General features: G+C 40.9%; 16 protein-coding genes. 3 read left to right on the top strand and 13 right to left on the bottom strand.

Going from position 1 to position 15,057, the window contains the following annotated elements; translation table 11 throughout:
* Positions 1 to 256 precede the first annotated feature (256 nt).
* The 13 genes from HMPREF9331_RS01820 to HMPREF9331_RS01760 form a co-directional block, all read right to left on the bottom strand.
* Positions 257 to 1,225, bottom strand: coding sequence for a glycosyltransferase family 2 protein (locus HMPREF9331_RS01820; RefSeq protein ID WP_016419470.1), 969 nt, complete (start codon positions 1,223 to 1,225; stop codon positions 257 to 259).
* 51 nt (positions 1,226 to 1,276) lie between these two features.
* A complete protein-coding gene (locus HMPREF9331_RS01815; protein WP_016419469.1) occupies positions 1,277 to 2,554 on the bottom strand; it encodes a sensor histidine kinase in 1,278 nt (425 codons plus the stop codon).
* Positions 2,555 to 2,573: 19 nt separating this feature from the next.
* On the bottom strand, positions 2,574 to 3,641 hold the full coding sequence (aroB, locus tag HMPREF9331_RS01810; RefSeq protein WP_016419468.1) for a 3-dehydroquinate synthase: 1,068 nt from the start codon (positions 3,639 to 3,641) through the stop codon (positions 2,574 to 2,576).
* 6 nt (positions 3,642 to 3,647) lie between these two features.
* The gene (locus HMPREF9331_RS01805) at positions 3,648 to 4,148 is read right to left on the bottom strand and encodes a GNAT family N-acetyltransferase (RefSeq protein WP_016419467.1); all 501 of its coding nucleotides are present in this window, start codon (positions 4,146 to 4,148) and stop codon (positions 3,648 to 3,650) included.
* Between the two features lie 81 nt (positions 4,149 to 4,229).
* Complete coding sequence (locus HMPREF9331_RS01800) at positions 4,230 to 5,255, bottom strand: RluA family pseudouridine synthase (RefSeq protein ID WP_016419466.1); 1,026 nt, start codon at positions 5,253 to 5,255, stop codon at positions 4,230 to 4,232.
* A gap of 42 nt (positions 5,256 to 5,297) precedes the next feature.
* The gene (locus HMPREF9331_RS01795) at positions 5,298 to 5,906 is read right to left on the bottom strand and encodes a hypothetical protein (RefSeq protein ID WP_234945843.1); all 609 of its coding nucleotides are present in this window, start codon (positions 5,904 to 5,906) and stop codon (positions 5,298 to 5,300) included.
* Positions 5,907 to 5,983: 77 nt separating this feature from the next.
* Complete coding sequence (locus tag HMPREF9331_RS01790) at positions 5,984 to 6,247, bottom strand: hypothetical protein (RefSeq protein ID WP_009641364.1); 264 nt, start codon at positions 6,245 to 6,247, stop codon at positions 5,984 to 5,986.
* Between the two features lie 29 nt (positions 6,248 to 6,276).
* Positions 6,277 to 6,975: a 4-hydroxy-tetrahydrodipicolinate reductase gene (gene dapB, locus HMPREF9331_RS01785; protein ID WP_016419464.1), complete on the bottom strand. Its 699-nt coding sequence runs from the start codon at positions 6,973 to 6,975 to the stop codon at positions 6,277 to 6,279.
* Positions 6,976 to 7,052: 77 nt separating this feature from the next.
* Positions 7,053 to 7,907: a glycosyltransferase family 2 protein gene (locus tag HMPREF9331_RS01780; protein WP_016419463.1), complete on the bottom strand. Its 855-nt coding sequence runs from the start codon at positions 7,905 to 7,907 to the stop codon at positions 7,053 to 7,055.
* A gap of 2 nt (positions 7,908 to 7,909) precedes the next feature.
* Entirely contained in the window at positions 7,910 to 8,506 is a 597-nt protein-coding gene (gene pncA, locus HMPREF9331_RS01775; protein WP_040356846.1) for a bifunctional nicotinamidase/pyrazinamidase, read from the bottom strand.
* Positions 8,507 to 8,839: 333 nt separating this feature from the next.
* Positions 8,840 to 9,130 (bottom strand): HPF/RaiA family ribosome-associated protein, encoded by a 291-nt coding sequence (locus HMPREF9331_RS01770; protein ID WP_016419460.1) that lies wholly within the window; start codon positions 9,128 to 9,130, stop codon positions 8,840 to 8,842.
* A 25-nt stretch (positions 9,131 to 9,155) separates the two neighbouring features.
* Positions 9,156 to 10,037 (bottom strand): tyrosine-type recombinase/integrase, encoded by an 882-nt coding sequence (locus HMPREF9331_RS01765; RefSeq protein ID WP_016419459.1) that lies wholly within the window; start codon positions 10,035 to 10,037, stop codon positions 9,156 to 9,158.
* A gap of 6 nt (positions 10,038 to 10,043) precedes the next feature.
* Complete coding sequence (locus HMPREF9331_RS01760) at positions 10,044 to 10,505, bottom strand: hypothetical protein (RefSeq protein ID WP_016419458.1); 462 nt, start codon at positions 10,503 to 10,505, stop codon at positions 10,044 to 10,046.
* Between the two features lie 159 nt (positions 10,506 to 10,664).
* Between HMPREF9331_RS01760 and HMPREF9331_RS01755 the strand changes: the two genes are divergently transcribed.
* The 3 genes from HMPREF9331_RS01755 to HMPREF9331_RS01745 are packed head-to-tail and all read left to right on the top strand — an operon-like array spanning position 10,665 to position 15,008.
* Positions 10,665 to 11,750 carry a hypothetical protein gene (locus HMPREF9331_RS01755; protein ID WP_040356845.1) on the top strand — a complete coding sequence of 362 codons (1,086 nt, stop codon included), beginning with the start codon at positions 10,665 to 10,667 and terminating at the stop codon, positions 11,748 to 11,750.
* Positions 11,751 to 11,756: 6 nt separating this feature from the next.
* Positions 11,757 to 13,139: a phosphoglucosamine mutase gene (gene glmM / locus HMPREF9331_RS01750; protein WP_016419456.1), complete on the top strand. Its 1,383-nt coding sequence runs from the start codon at positions 11,757 to 11,759 to the stop codon at positions 13,137 to 13,139.
* A gap of 21 nt (positions 13,140 to 13,160) precedes the next feature.
* On the top strand, positions 13,161 to 15,008 hold the full coding sequence (locus tag HMPREF9331_RS01745) for an SLC13 family permease (RefSeq protein ID WP_040356842.1): 1,848 nt from the start codon (positions 13,161 to 13,163) through the stop codon (positions 15,006 to 15,008).
* Positions 15,009 to 15,057: the final 49 nt, after the last annotated feature.

Below are 15,057 nucleotides of genomic sequence, written 5' to 3'. Positions count from 1 at the left end.
TTTTAATCATGAAGTTTTTAATGCGAATCAATAGTTAAAACACTATTAGCTAACTATCTAAGACGCAATAAATTGCGTATCTACACATGCGCTGGCTAAGACAATTACTGATAAGCATAGTCTTCTGTAGAGACGCAATAAATTGCGTCTTAACGAATTAGACTATACAATTGTTCTTCTACTATTGATTCGGATTTTTCTACCAAAATAAAAGGGAGTTCTCTTAGCTAGTTTTATTTCTTTTACTTTTTACCTTTTATTTTTTACCTTTCACAAAGTGTTTCCATACTATAGACCTTATGGTATAATACTGCTGCAAACTAGGGTTTTGTCGTTTGCGATAGAAATGACAAAAATGCCTATAAAAAGAAAAGTGTGCCCTGATGATAGCCCAAGTACTTTTGAACTTTCCTTGAAAGAAAAAGCGCGCCCCTGCTACCCCATCTAAGACCATTCTAAGGAAAATGGTCAGTGGCCAATAGGGCTTAGGCAAGTTCTTAAGTAGCATAAAAAGACTGTTGCGAAAGTTTAAATATACTTTTTGTGAACTTCCTTCGGTAAGAGTAGCCCCTCCTAAGTGGTATATCTGTGACTGAGGGGTATAATAGACCTCATAACCCTTATTCTTTGCTCTCCAACAGAGATCTATCTCCTCCTGATGGGCAAAAAAATCTTCGTCAAAACCTTTAAGCTCATCAAAAACAGCTTTTCTTATAAAAAAGCATGCTCCCGAAGCCCAAAAAATAGGAATTTGCTGGTCATATTGTCCCTTGTCCTCTTCTATACTATCAAAAACACGTCCTCTACAATAAGGGAAACCATATTTATCTATATAGCCTCCTGCTGCTCCTGCATATTCGAAATAGTTTTTCTGCTTATAGGACTTTATTTTAGGTTGTAATATACTTATTTCGGGTTGCTGGGCAAAAATTTCTATAGGCGCTTTAAGCCAATGCTGAGTTACCTCCACATCGGAATTAAGTAGGCAATATACATCGGCAGGGATATGCTTTAGCCCCTCATTGTAGCCCTTTGCATAGCCATAGTTTTCGGGATTCTGTACAATTTTTATTTGAGGATAGTGGGCAGAGAGGAAAGCAACACTCCCATCGGTAGAAGCATTGTCAATTACATAGAGTTCAGCCTCAGTGGAATAAGCTACCACTGAGGGGAGAAACTGTTCCAATAAGTGTTTTCCGTTCCAATTGAGTATAACGACAACCATAGATAGTGACTAATGACTAATGACTAATGACTAATCATTGACAATTAACAATTAACCATTAACAATTAAAAAAGTGTGTTTTTCCTCCTTATATACATACTGCAAGCGGATATGCTGGTACAAATCCACTATAGATTTTACAATTGCTAAGCCTAAGCCTGTGGAGGTACTGTCTTGTTCTCCCTTATGAAAGCGTTTGAATATCTTATCAGCGTCCAAAGGGGTTGGTTTTCCCTCATTGGCAATAGAAAATACGTGTTTGTCTATCTCTATTAGTATTTTCCCTTTGGGATACGTATATTTTATAGCATTTCTAAGGAGGTTAGAGAGGAGAATAACCGCTAAATCCTTATTCATCTGCACCGAGAAAGGTGATTTTTCCGTTATAGAAAGAGTAATTTCCTTAAAAGCTATCAGGTCTTGGTATTCCTCGATAAGGGTACGAAGCAATGAAGCAAAACAGATAGGAGAAACCTCTTCGTATTGTCGGTTTTCTATACGTGCTAAAGTGAGCAAAGACTTATTGAGTGTAGCCATACGGGTAAGTGAGGCCTTCGCTTCAGAGAGTTGTTGAAGTTGTGCTTGAGAAAGCGTTTCATCTTCCATAAGCAATTCTAACTTATTGATAGTAATCGCGATAGGAGTTTGTAACTCATGAGCGGCATTGCCTATAAAAGTACGCTGCTGATCAAAAATAGTTTCCGTACGATGCCACATACGCTGGATGGTCTCATTGAGCTGAGCAAACTCTCTCACTTGAGTGGTTATAGGAACTACCCCCTGACGATTGCCCAATTCGTAAGCATTGATGTTATGAAGCAATGTATTGAAAGGCTTCCACACACGCCGGATGAATAGCAAATGAATGATATACATACTTACGACTAAGACCAAATACAACACCCCAATCCCTATAGCTAAATTGGCCATTAAATCGTCTTCCTCTACTGTAGAGGTACGTATCTCCAAGGTATAACAACGGTCTTGGTCATCACAAAAACCCGTTTTCAGCACTCGGTATAGCTCCTTTTCATCACCTGAGGGTTCGTAGAGAAACTCATTGTTGATACTATTCTTCTTAGATACTTTACCCTGAGCAGGGCGTATTCTAAACTGCCCTATCCCATATTCACTAACAGAGAGTATACGCTCTGGATATTCCTTAGAGAGGGCAATGATTTCTTTTTTCCTATCCTTGAGACCATCATCTACATTGTCATAAACTTCCTCTGAGATAAATATATAAATCACTACTAACCACACTACCATAATAGGTAAAAAGGCCAGCGCTACCTGTCTTAGTGTATAATTTTTTAGAGAAACACTCATTTGCTTAACTCTTTTACTCCTATTTCTCACTATAATAAGCAAAAGCCTGTTCTACAAGAGCTTCTTCCACTTCTATATTCCACTTAGGTTGTCCTATCGCCTCCAATAGTACAAAATAGACATGGCCATAAGCATTCTTTTTATCATACTTGAGTAGTTCCTGTATAGCTGCTATCTCTTGAGCTGAGAAATTCTCCCGAGAGAAATAGTCCAAGAGGACTCTCTTTATCTCTACTGTCTTTTCCCAAGGGAAATGCAAGAGCTTATGAGAGAGGAAAGCCGCTAAAATCATACCAATAGCGACTGCTTCCCCATGCAACAAACGCTTGGAGCGGTGTGCTAAGCAATAAGATTCTATAGCGTGACCCAGCGTATGGCCAAAGTTCAGTATCTTGCGCAAACCTTGTTCCTTAGGGTCTTGCTTTACTACCTGATGCTTAATTACTACCGATTCATAGATAATCTCTTCCAAATCATCAGTAGTCAGGGCGGAGAGCTGTTTCATCTTCTCCCAATAAGCGGGAGACTGTATCAGCCCATGCTTGAACATCTCGGCCAAGCCACTACGAAACTCCTCTTTGGGGAGGGTTGCTAAATAATTCACATCTATCAATAGGAGCTGAGGGTTATTAATCACCCCTATTTGGTTCTTGAGTACGCCCAAATCTACACCCGTTTTTCCTCCAATGGAAGCATCTACCATAGCAAGTAGTGTAGTGGGAACATTGATAAAGTCAATCCCACGCTTGAAGGTAGAGGCAACAAAGCCCCCCATATCGGTAACCACTCCCCCGCCTACATTAATCAGTAAGCTCTTTCTGTCGGCCTCCAAGTCGGAGAGCGTTTGCCAAAGAGAAAGGCAGGTATCCAAATTCTTATGCTCTTCTCCTGCTTCTACTTCTATGATTTCTACCTCAAAAGGAAATTTCTGCAAGAATGTATATACACAACACTCATGGGTATGGGTATCGGAGAGGACAAATATCTTAGAATATTTCTTCTCTTTTACATAGTCTGCTAAGTATTTATACCCCTCTTCCGAGAAATAGATAGTATAGTCGGTTGTATCAATTTTTTTCATATCCATATTCTGTTATTTTAGAATTTTCTGAAAAGCCTCACGTTTTCCATCGCGTACCTGAATAATACCACAATAGACAAAGCCTTCTTTTTCCAAGATATGCTTCATGGCAAGATTGTCATAGTTGGTATCGGCTCGTAGCGAATGGAATCCACGGACAAGGGCGATCTCTTCTGCCTGTTGTATAATATAGCTGGCCAGCCCTTTACCCTTGCCCCTCTCACTCACGGCTATTCTATGACCTACTATATAAGGATCATCACTGAGCCATGCCCCCTCTATCTTTTGATAGGTAGGCTCACCATCACCACTGATTGCCGCATAAGCCACAATCTCACCAGCTTCTTCCACTACATAGGCATAGTGATGCGCTATATCTTGCTCAATAGTTTCCCTAAAGGGATAACCATCTTGCCACTGCTCACTTCCTCTCTGCCGCATGGTTTCTTTAGCATAGAGGATAATCTGCCATATAGCCTCTAAATCTTCTATCTGTGCTTGCCTGAATAACATATTAGTTTTGAGTTTTAAGTTTTAAGTTTTTTATCCCCAGAAAGGGACTTTTACTGATCGCTGATAACAGACCTCTGGCTACTATTCTACTTCTCTATTGCTGAGATAGTTACGCCACTTTTCTATACACTGCTGCATATCTTGAGGAATCTCACTATCAAAACGAAGCATCTGTCCTGTGGAGGGTTTCTCCACTCCTAAGGTCTTGGCATGGAGCGCTTGACGTGGGAGGATCTTAAAACAGTTCTCTACAAACTGTTTATACTTAGCCGAAGTAGTTCCTTTGAGTATCTTGTCCCCTCCATAGCGCTCGTCATTGAAAAGAGGGTGACCTATATAGGTAAAGTGGGCACGAATCTGATGCGTACGCCCTGTCTCTAACCGACAGGAAACGAGGGTTACATAACCGAAACGTTCCAATACCTTGTAATGAGTGATGGCCTCCTTTCCCTGGCTTCCGTCGGGGAAGACTGCCATTTGGAGGCGGTTCTTAGGGTGTCTCCCGATATGCCCTGTGATCGTCCCCTCGTCCTCAGTGAGATTACCCCATACAAGAGCTACATACTCCCGCTCACTGGTTTTATTGAAAAACTGTTTAGCCAAGTGGTTCATGGCCTCTTCCGTCTTAGCCACTACCAATAAACCACTGGTATCCTTGTCTATTCGGTGCACCAAGCCAGGGCGGTCAGAACTGTTCATAGGCAAGTGCTGAAAATGGTATATCAGCCCATTGATAAGAGTTCCCTGATAATTTCCATGCCCTGGATGTACTACCAAGCCAGCAGGCTTATTGATAATGATTAGTTCCTCGTCTTCATAGACAATATCCAAGGGGATAGGCTCTGGTACTAACAAATATTCGTGAGGAGGGTGAGCAAACATGACCTTGACCTCATCATTGGCCTTCACCCTATGGTTAGCCTTCACGGCTACTCCATTGACAAATATATTGCCGTCCTTAGCCGCCTGTTGTACCTTATTACGGGAGGCATTCTCCACGAAGTTCATCAGGAACTTATCCACTCTTAGCGGTTCTTGTCCCTTTCCTGCCTTAAAACTATAGTGCTCATACAGTTCATCGTCTGTAATCAAGTCATCGTCTGCCATTTGTTAGTTTTGAGTTTTTAATTTTGAGCTTTGAGTTATTATTTATTCTTCACTTATCATCATTTTACGCCATCTTTTTCTTGCATTTATATAGTTTTCCAATTCCTTTTTAGCATTTTTATCTAGTGCATGTGCTTCATATTCCTGCATTACTTCCTTTTGGTATCTTGTTTTGAGCTTTACCGAAGGTTCTTTGTAAGCGAATCTGTGTTTCTCATCAGAAATCATAATTGTATCACACTTAAATATACCTTCCCTTGTATTGTCTGCTAAAAGAAATTGAAAAAATGCATCTTTGCGCTTACCTCTTAGGTTTCCTTCAAAGAAAGTCATAAAGAATATACGACCTTTTCCCTTCTTTCGCTCTCCAAAAAAGAGGCTTATCTGTGTATTTCTTTCCCTAGTAGGAATACTTTGCAGCATTTTGCGATATATGGACTCCAATTGGGCTACTTTTGAACTGTCTCCTACCGCTGGATTCTTGGCTATAGCCTCAAAATCCTTAGTACAGAAAGCATATACAAAATCGGTAAGTGTATTTTCCCTATATGCCCATTGTTTTTCTCCCTCTACATAGAACTTATAAGTCTGTTGGGCAGAAGCTACAAAGGTAAAGGTCAAGAAAAGAGATAAGAATAGTATTTTCTTCATGGTAATATATGTAAAAAACACCAATTGCATTGTACAAACAAATGTAATTGGTGTAAAACAAAAAAGTAGCTCTTTGTTTAGCTTAAAGCATTGATTTTCGCTATGATAGCATTTACTTCTCCTTCAAAGTTCTTAAGAAGCTGTTTGTAGAAAGCTCCTTTATTTTCAGTAGGATGGTTGATTTGCTCAAGGTATTTGTCATAAGTAAGGTAGATTTCCTCTACAATACCTCTTGACTGCTCATTTCTCTTATCGGTAACCAATTCCCAAATAATAAGAGTATCTACCAATTCCCCTAAAACAGAAGCAACATTCTTTTTTAAACGTCTTACGCTTGCCATAAAATTTATTTTTACAAAATTATTTATACTTATTTTCCGAAAAGGACATCCTTCATGGAGAAGACTCCTTTTTTTCCTATAATCCACTCGGCTGCCAATACAGCGCCCAAGGCAAAACCATCGCGGCTATGGGCGGTATGCTTGATCTCAAGTGTATCGACCACACTCTTATAGGTAACGATATGGGTGCCAGGTACATTTTCTATACGTTTGGCAGTAATAGGAATTTTATCCTCGGTAGTCTCTCCAAGCTCCCAACCTACCTTATCTGTCTGCTCTATGATCTCTTGTGCCAAGGTAATGGCCGTTCCACTGGGGGCATCGAGCTTTTGGGTATGGTGTATTTCCTCTATAGCAACCGCATATTCAGGATATTTTCGCATAAGTTGGGCTAAGGTCTTGTTCAGTTCAAAGAAGATATTCACCCCTATACTAAAGTTGGAAGCATACAAAAAGGCCGCCTTATGCTCCTTGCACAAGGCTACTGCCTCAGGATAGTGTTCTAGCCAACCTGTGGTACCTGCCACTGTGGGCAATCCTAAAGAGAGTGCTCGGCTGATGTTGGCAAAGGCACTCTGTGGCGTACTGAACTCAATAGCTACCTCTGCCACAGAAAGATCATAATCACCTGGGGCATCTACTTTTAGGACAATCTCATGGCCTCGCTCCTGAGCTATCCGCTCTATGGTCTTACCCATTTTCCCATAACCTAATAGTGCTATTTTCATCTTTGAGCCTTCCTTTTAATACCCCGCAAAAGTAAGAAAAAAAATACTATGCGGCAAATTTTCTTATCAACAATTATTTAGAATTTTCGTTTGATATGGCGCCAACGGTAAGCATGTATCCACTTACCTTCTTCAGGAGTTACCAAAAAGGGCTGTTTCTCTTTCTTTGCCTTGAAATACCCCTTCATATAATCCCAGAATAAGCGAAGGCTACGCTTCTTGTAAGCCAGCTTAGCGCTAGCCAAAAACGAGAGCACTCCCCCATAGCGCAAGCGGTAGAACATCCCCCCTTGCATATATTGTGCTTGTGAGTTGTAGCGGCTTGCGGTAGGGCGCAAGTGCTTTACTACCAAGTCCTCCACAACAAGCAATTCCCAACCATGATACTGTGCTAATAGCTCATCTACTGTGTCCCAACCCATTGCCTCTTTCAGCCCTCCAATAGCCTTGAAACATTCCTTGCGGTAACTCTTCAGTGCGCCACGCAAGTGGTTCTTATTGGTTAAGTTTTCCTTGAGCCATTTCCCATTCTTCTCTATACTACAGACGCCTCCACACATCCCCAATTGAGGGTTTTGGAGGTAGTAGGTCTGTAGCGTCTCTAAATAGTTGGGAGGGAAAATAAGATCTGCATCATACTTACAGATAATATCTACCTGCCCCACAAGAGGCAAACCTGCATTGAAGGCTTGTACGATCTTAGCCCCTGGTAGGCGCTGCACAGAGGAACTTCGGTAGAGGGTTTTCACCTGAGGAAAGCGCCTGCAATAATCGGCCACTATTGCAGCTGTATGATCGGTAGAATTATCATCTATCACCACAATGCTATGGGCAGGAAGCGTTTGCCTCAAGAGACTATCCAAGGTTTGCGCCAAGATGTCTCCCTCATTATGAGCGGGAATAATAATTCCAAATCGTAAATGTTCTTTCAAAACTATGGTAATAGAGTGAAGTTAGGATAATCAATCAGTTCTTTTTTCTGGTTTTCAAACTGTTCTTTGCTTATGGCACGGGTACAATGTTCATGTAGAAATACCTTATAACCTAAGTTGAGTGCATCTATCATAGAAAAATACACACAATAATCAGCCGCCAAGCCTGCAAAATGGAGTTCGTCCAAGTGTAAGCCTTTTAGATAGCCGTCAAGACCTGTTTCTTTGAGCTTTTGATTGTCAAAAAAAGCGCTATAGCTATCTATATCTGGATTAGTTCCTTTGCGAAAAATAGCATCGATTGCATTGGTCTGTAGTTCAGGGAAGAAATTAGCCCCTTCGCTTCCTTGTATGCAATGAGGAGGCCAAAGAGTCTGCTGGTAATTATCCTTAGTGATAGATTCAAAAGCCTTCTTACCCTCATGAAGCGTAAAGAAGCTAAAATGATTTGCTGGATGCCAATCTTGGGTAGCTATCACATGGGAGAACTGAGGGATAAGGTTATTGACAGGCTCTATAATAGACCTAGCATCAGGAACAGGAAGTTCTCCTGTAATAAAATCATTTTGAATATCTATAAGTATCAATATGCCATTCATCATGTATAGATTTTTTTATTTCAAATATGAAGGGAAATTCTGTTTGTAGTCCTATTGGTGAAAAATCAGGTATATAATACCTCTTTGCTATAACACTATAATCCATCCGCTGCTTTCATAAGCATAGCAACTCCCCCTTATAGAGCTACTTTTTCTTGTTGTATGTTTTGTATATGGAGAGATAATGAACTTCACATATTGTTATGTGAAATTCATTATCTAAGCTCCTTGTTTAGGCAAGTATAAGTATTAGAGCAATCACTACTCCTGTAAGTGCACCCCATTGGAATCCTATCCAAAACCGTTCTTTATCCTTAATAGTCATAAGATATTCTAACGAGTTTCCTTGTATTTTTTCAGGAATCTTTCAATAGGGTTTTCACAAGCATCTACCCCTTCTTCGAAGGATTTGAATTGTTTTTTGACCACGAAGCTATCTCCTGGTACATTTACCTTTATTTCCACTATCTTATTTTCTTTGACAGTGGTATTATCTAACTTTAAATAGACATCGGCATCAATAACCCTATCGTAGAAAAGGTCTAATTTGTCCATTTTTTTCTGGATGAAGTCAACCAATTTTTGATCAACTGTAAAACCGACATTGTGTAAATTTACTTTCATAATCTGAAAAAATTTAAAATTAGTACTATTTGTTTGTCATCCTCGGATGCGCATTGTTGTATTGTTTTTTTAGCTCTGCTATACTACTATGAGTATAGACCTGTGTAGCCGCCAGCCCTGCATGCCCTAAGAGTTCTTTTACAGCATTAAGGTCAGCCCCATTGTCCAAAAGGTGCGTAGCAAAGGAGTGCCGCAGCACATGTGGGCTTTTCTTCTGCTTTGTTGTGGCACTGCTAAAATACGAATTTATTATATTATACACAAGTTTTGGGTACATTTTTTTACCACTATCTGTCAAAAATAAATATAATTCGTTAGTATCTAATTCCTTACGCATAGACAAATATTGTTCCAAACACACCCTAACCGAAGGGATTAAGGGAATGATACGCTCTTTACTGCGCTTTCCCAGTACCTTTATCGTCTGTTGAGAGAAGTCTATATCACTTATTTTCAGTTCTATAAGTTCCGCCCGGCGCATGCCTGTAGCGTAAAACAACTCTATAATTGTCTTATTGCGTACTTGAGGGTAGTCCCCGCCCTCTTCCGCTTGAGAGAGTACCGTCTCTATCTCCTTCTGGGAGAAGGGAATAGACACTTTCTTCTGCGTTTTCAGTGGAATATGCTGCAAAAAGGGACTACTACTGATAACTAAAGAGCGTACCAAAAAAGCATAATAAGCCTTCAAAGATGCTATTTTCCGATTGATAGACCTATTGGTAATCCCACTTTCTACCAAGTGTATGATCCAAGAACGAATCAAGGGATAATTCACTTGGGAGAGTTCCACAGTAGCGTCTTTTTCCTTAAGGTAAGCGGAGAACTCCTCCATATCAGCAAGGTAAGCTGTTATGGTATGGGGAGAATACTTCTTCTCCAAAGATAGGTAGTTCTTGAATGTCTCCATTTCCTTTTAGAATAAAAAACCTCCGTTACGAATGGTACTGCCCAAAATAAGCAGAGTTACCGCAATCAGGGTAACACATAGAATATGTACCGCCATTTCGGGGAGCTTTTGGATTTGCCCCTTAGCAAGCTTTGGAAGCACTCTTGTTTGGGCACTGATGGCAAAGCAAATGGTCGTGAGTAGCCCAATAATTTTCAGTGATACTACCGTCTCCACTCCTGTGGCAAAGGAAAACCACGAAGATAGTGGTGCATTCAGGTCATAGGCCATCAGAATCCCTGTAATGACCAAAAGGAGCAGTGAGGGCATTCCTATAGGCTCATAAGTCTTCTCAAAACGAGAGATAAAGTCAAAATTCTTATGCTTAAGCGCCTTTGGCAAAAAGCCCAAGAGCAAGACCAAATGTCCTCCTACCCAAACAGTTGCACTGATCAGGTGAATGATGAGTAGTATATGATGTTTGTCCATATAACAGCTTATTACTATTTGTTCTTAATAGAAGAGCAAATATACGAAATAATTTAAGACAAATGAAACTTTTACTCAAAAAAAATTCTCCTTGATTATTAGTCAATTATTTATATCTTTTTCGTATATTTGTCCTTTGATAAGAAATATTCCACTATAATGAACAGATATCTTCTTTTGTTGCTATTGTTTGCTTGCTCTTGGGTAAGTAAAGCCAATATGGCAAAACCATATACAGATGGGACTTCTCATACTTGTCTTATTCTTACCAATGATTGCAGCGTAACCCATGAGAAAATCATTGCGGAAATCATCAAGGATAATAAGGATTCTTTTAATGATTATATCATCCGCTTTAGGGCAAAATATCATATCTCCTCCCCTAAAGAACAGTCTATGCCACTGCTCTTTATGGCTTCCAACTACCTGAATGACCAGCAGGTGTATGTAAATGGACAGGCTATCACCTCAAATGCTATTAACCAAGAACAGGACTATCCTTTTCTGAGGAAAGAAGAAATCATTGATACCCTGCAATATTCTGATGGTACTCCTACCCAATACAATACTTATACTAAGTACTATATTTCCTATGATGGAAAAGAAGAAGAAGAGGTAACCCCCTCAGATCTTATTTACTTTACAGCACCACTTAAGGCAGGAGAGAATGTGATAGAGGTTAGCTATAGTGCTTTCCCTACTACTTTCCGTTATGGGTTTCTGCCCCCTTACCAGTTTGAATACAACTTATATCCTTCCAAATTTTGGAAGACTTTCCCTGAGATAGAGGTTGAAATCCACTTTCCAAAGGAATTAGAATTTGAAAAATCCTCTATGGAAGAAGAGGAATATAGAGTAAGTGACCAACTTTTTCAGGGAAAGATCAAGGATATTACCTATGGTAACCACTATTGGCGATTTTCTCCTAAACCTTCTTGGTTTGGTCGCATCGTCCTTACAATAAACCCTTTAGGCTTTGGAGCTATTCTCTTTTTAGTTGCCGCAGGGCTGCACATTTATACTATCAGAAAAAAAAGCAAATGGGGCTTATGGTTGGGTGTATTCTTAGCACCCCTGCTTTTCTATGTAGGACTTTTTGCTGCAATCCCTTTTATTGACTGGGTTTTAGGTCGTCCAAGCGATCAAGGATATGTTTTTCTTATAGCTTTCACTTATCCTATTTTTCTTATATTCTATGGGATATTCACTTTTCTTTATTATAAGTCTCAAAAAAATAAAATTTAAAGATATATGTCATTAATCAAATCTATTTCAGGTATTCGTGGTACCATAGGAGGCAAGGTAGATGAGAACCTTACCCCTATTGATGCAGTCAAATTCGCCGCTGCTTACGGCTCTTGGCTCAAAGGACAAAGTAGCAAAGAACACGTCAAAGTAGTCATTGGGCGAGATGCACGCATCTCTGGCGAGATGATCCAAAATTTAGTACAATACACCCTTATCGGCTTAGGGATTGATGTAGTTAATATAGGCCTTAGTACTACCCCTACCGTGGAAGTAGCTGTTCCTATGGAAAAGGCCGACGGAGGCATTATCCTTACCGCCAGCCATAACCCTAAGGAGTGGAATGCCTTAAAACTCCTCAATAACAAAGGAGAATTTGTCTCTGACCAAGATGGTAAGGCTATTTTAAAAATCGCTCAAGAGAATGATTTTTCCTTTGCTACAGTAGATCACTTAGGTAAGCTCACCCATGATGATCAGTATATTGACCTCCATATAGAAAAGGTACTTGCCCTCCCCTTGGTTGCCCCTGAAGCTATCCAGAAAAAGAAATTCAGAGTAGTAGTAGATGCCGTCAACTCCACCGGCGGGATAGCTATTCCGAGACTCCTGGAACGATTGGGTGTAGAGGTTGTCAAACTCTATTGTGAGCCTAATGGACACTTCCCTCACAACCCCGAACCACTAAAGGAACACTTGGGGGATATTTGCAAAAGAGTCGTAGAAGAAAAAGCTGATTTCGGTATTGTAGTAGATCCTGATGTAGACCGCTTGGCCTTTATTACTGACAAAGGAGAGATGTTTGGTGAAGAATATACCTTAGTGGCTTGTGCTGATTATGTATTAGGCAAAGCTAGGGGCAACGTTGTCTCCAACCTTTCTTCCTCTCGTGCCTTGCGCGATATTGCTCAAAAGCATGGCGTTAGCTACTCAGCAGCAGCAGTAGGAGAAGTGAATGTCGTTACCGAGATGAAACGCGTAGAAGCCATTATCGGAGGTGAAGGCAATGGAGGAATTATTTACCCTGAGCTACACTATGGGCGAGATGCCTTGGTAGGAGTTGCTTTATTCCTATCCCTTTTGGCAGAGAGAGGAGGCAGTGTACAACAACTCAGAGAGAGTTATCCTGCTTACTTTATGAGTAAGAACAAGATACAACTGACAGAGCAAATCAATCCTGACCAAATCCTCAAGGCAATGGAACAGAAATATGCTCATGAACAGACTACCACTATTGATGGTCTTAAAATAGATTTTGCCGATAGCTGGGTACACTTGAGAAAATCCAATACAGAACCCATTATCCGTATCTATACTGAGGCAAAAAGCCAAAAAGAAGCCGATGCATTAGCACATCGTTTTATAGAGGAGATGCAAGCGCTTATCTAACCCAATCCCTTGCTTATGACTATGTACATTACCTTGGCTATCCTTGTGATTGCCTCCGCTTTCTTTATGATGGGGAAGATCCGTTCAGACTTGGTAGCGCTCTCCTCCCTGCTCCTACTGGTACTCTTTGGTATCCTATCGCCAGAGGAAGCCTTATCGGGCTTTTCCAACTCAGTGGTGGTGATGATGATAGGACTTTTCGTAGTGGGAGGGGCTATCTTCCAAACAGGTTTGGCTAAAATGATTAGCAACAAGCTACTGAAGCTCGCTGGCAAGAGTGAGCTGAAGCTCTTTGTGCTAGTTATCTTGGCCACCTCCTTCATTGGTGCCTTTGTGAGCAATACAGGGACGGTTGCTCTGATGCTTCCCATTGTAGTGAGTATGGCCATGAGTGCCAATATCAACTCTTCTCGCCTACTCATGCCGCTGGCTTTTGCCAGTAGCTTAGGGGGAATGATGACCCTTATCGGGACACCTCCCAACCTTATTATTAATGAAGAACTAATAAAGCATGGTTTCCCTTCCCTGACCTTCTTCTCCTTTACCCCTGTGGGACTGGTAGCACTTGCTGTGGGACTGTTATACCTTATTCCTGTAAGCAAACGCTTTCTAAACAAGACTGACCCTCATCAAGAAAGCAAGAAAGACGGCAAATCTCTTTCTGACCTTATGGACGAATACCAACTCTCCAAGGATATCCACTTGGTGATGGTAGGAAAAAATGCTCCTTTTGTAGGGAAAACCCTCTTGGAAAGCCATATAGCGGACAAATATGAAGTATATGTAACCGAAATCTTGCGCAAACCCAGCCTTAACAGCTCTATTTTTCAAAATCCCAATCGCGAATTGGCACAAGCCAATACAATTCTCCATGAAGGAGATATCCTCTTTGTACAAGGAGATATTCGCAAGATAGAGGCCATGGCTTGGGAGAAGTCCTTGAGCCTGATAGAAGACAAATTTACCTCTCAAGAAGAGCTTATGAACTCCCAAAAGCATGGGATTGCCGAGGTGCTGATTACCTCCACCTCACGCCTGGTGAATCTGCCAATCAAGAAATCAAAGTTCAGGGAACAATTCTCACTCAATATCTTGGGTATGCAGCGCAATGAAACCTATATCCTGAAAAACCTGAAAGACCAACGTATTCATTCGGGAGATATACTCTTGGTACAGGGTTCTTGGAAGGACATCGCAAGGCTCAATGACCAACATAGACACCTGATTGTATTGGGACAACCCCTGAAGGAGGCCTCCAAGGTAACCCTAACGCATAAAGCACCTATAGCGGGGATCATTATGCTACTTATGGTAGTGAGTATGATGTTTGATTTTATTCCTATACAGCCTGTAACAGCTGTTTTGGTAGCCTCCTTGCTCATGGTCTTCTCTGGAGCACTGCCCAATGTGGAGGCTGCTTATAAGACTATCAATTGGGAAAGTGTTGTCCTGATTGCTGCTATGCTCCCTATGGCCTTAGCCTTAGAGAAAACGGGGGCTTCGGCATGGGTATCGGAGATGCTTGTAGGCAAGTTGGGCGGCTATAGTCCTTATATTCTTTTGGCAAGTATCTACTTTACCACTTCGCTACTTACCATGTTCATCAGCAATACCGCTACAGCTATTCTGATTGCCCCTATAGCTATGAGTGCGGCCACTAGTATGGGAATCAATCCATTGCCTTTGCTCATTGCCGTATCGGTAGGTGCTAGTATGTGCTTTGCCTCCCCTTTCTCTACGCCCCCCAATGCCTTGGTGATGTCGGCAGGGCGTTATACCTTCATGGATTATGTGAAAGTGGGGCTTCCCTTACAGATACTTATGGGAATTGTAATGATTTTGGTACTGCCTATTCTCTTCCCCTTTTAGATAAAGTTAGAGGCTATCCCACGGGGATAGCCTCTAACCATTTTGAATT

This window comes from Capnocytophaga granulosa ATCC 51502, assembly GCF_000411115.1.
Classification (GTDB): domain Bacteria; phylum Bacteroidota; class Bacteroidia; order Flavobacteriales; family Flavobacteriaceae; genus Capnocytophaga; species Capnocytophaga granulosa.
The sequence above is the reverse complement of the archived record's forward strand: the minus strand, read 5'-3'. Positions and strand labels throughout refer to the sequence as shown.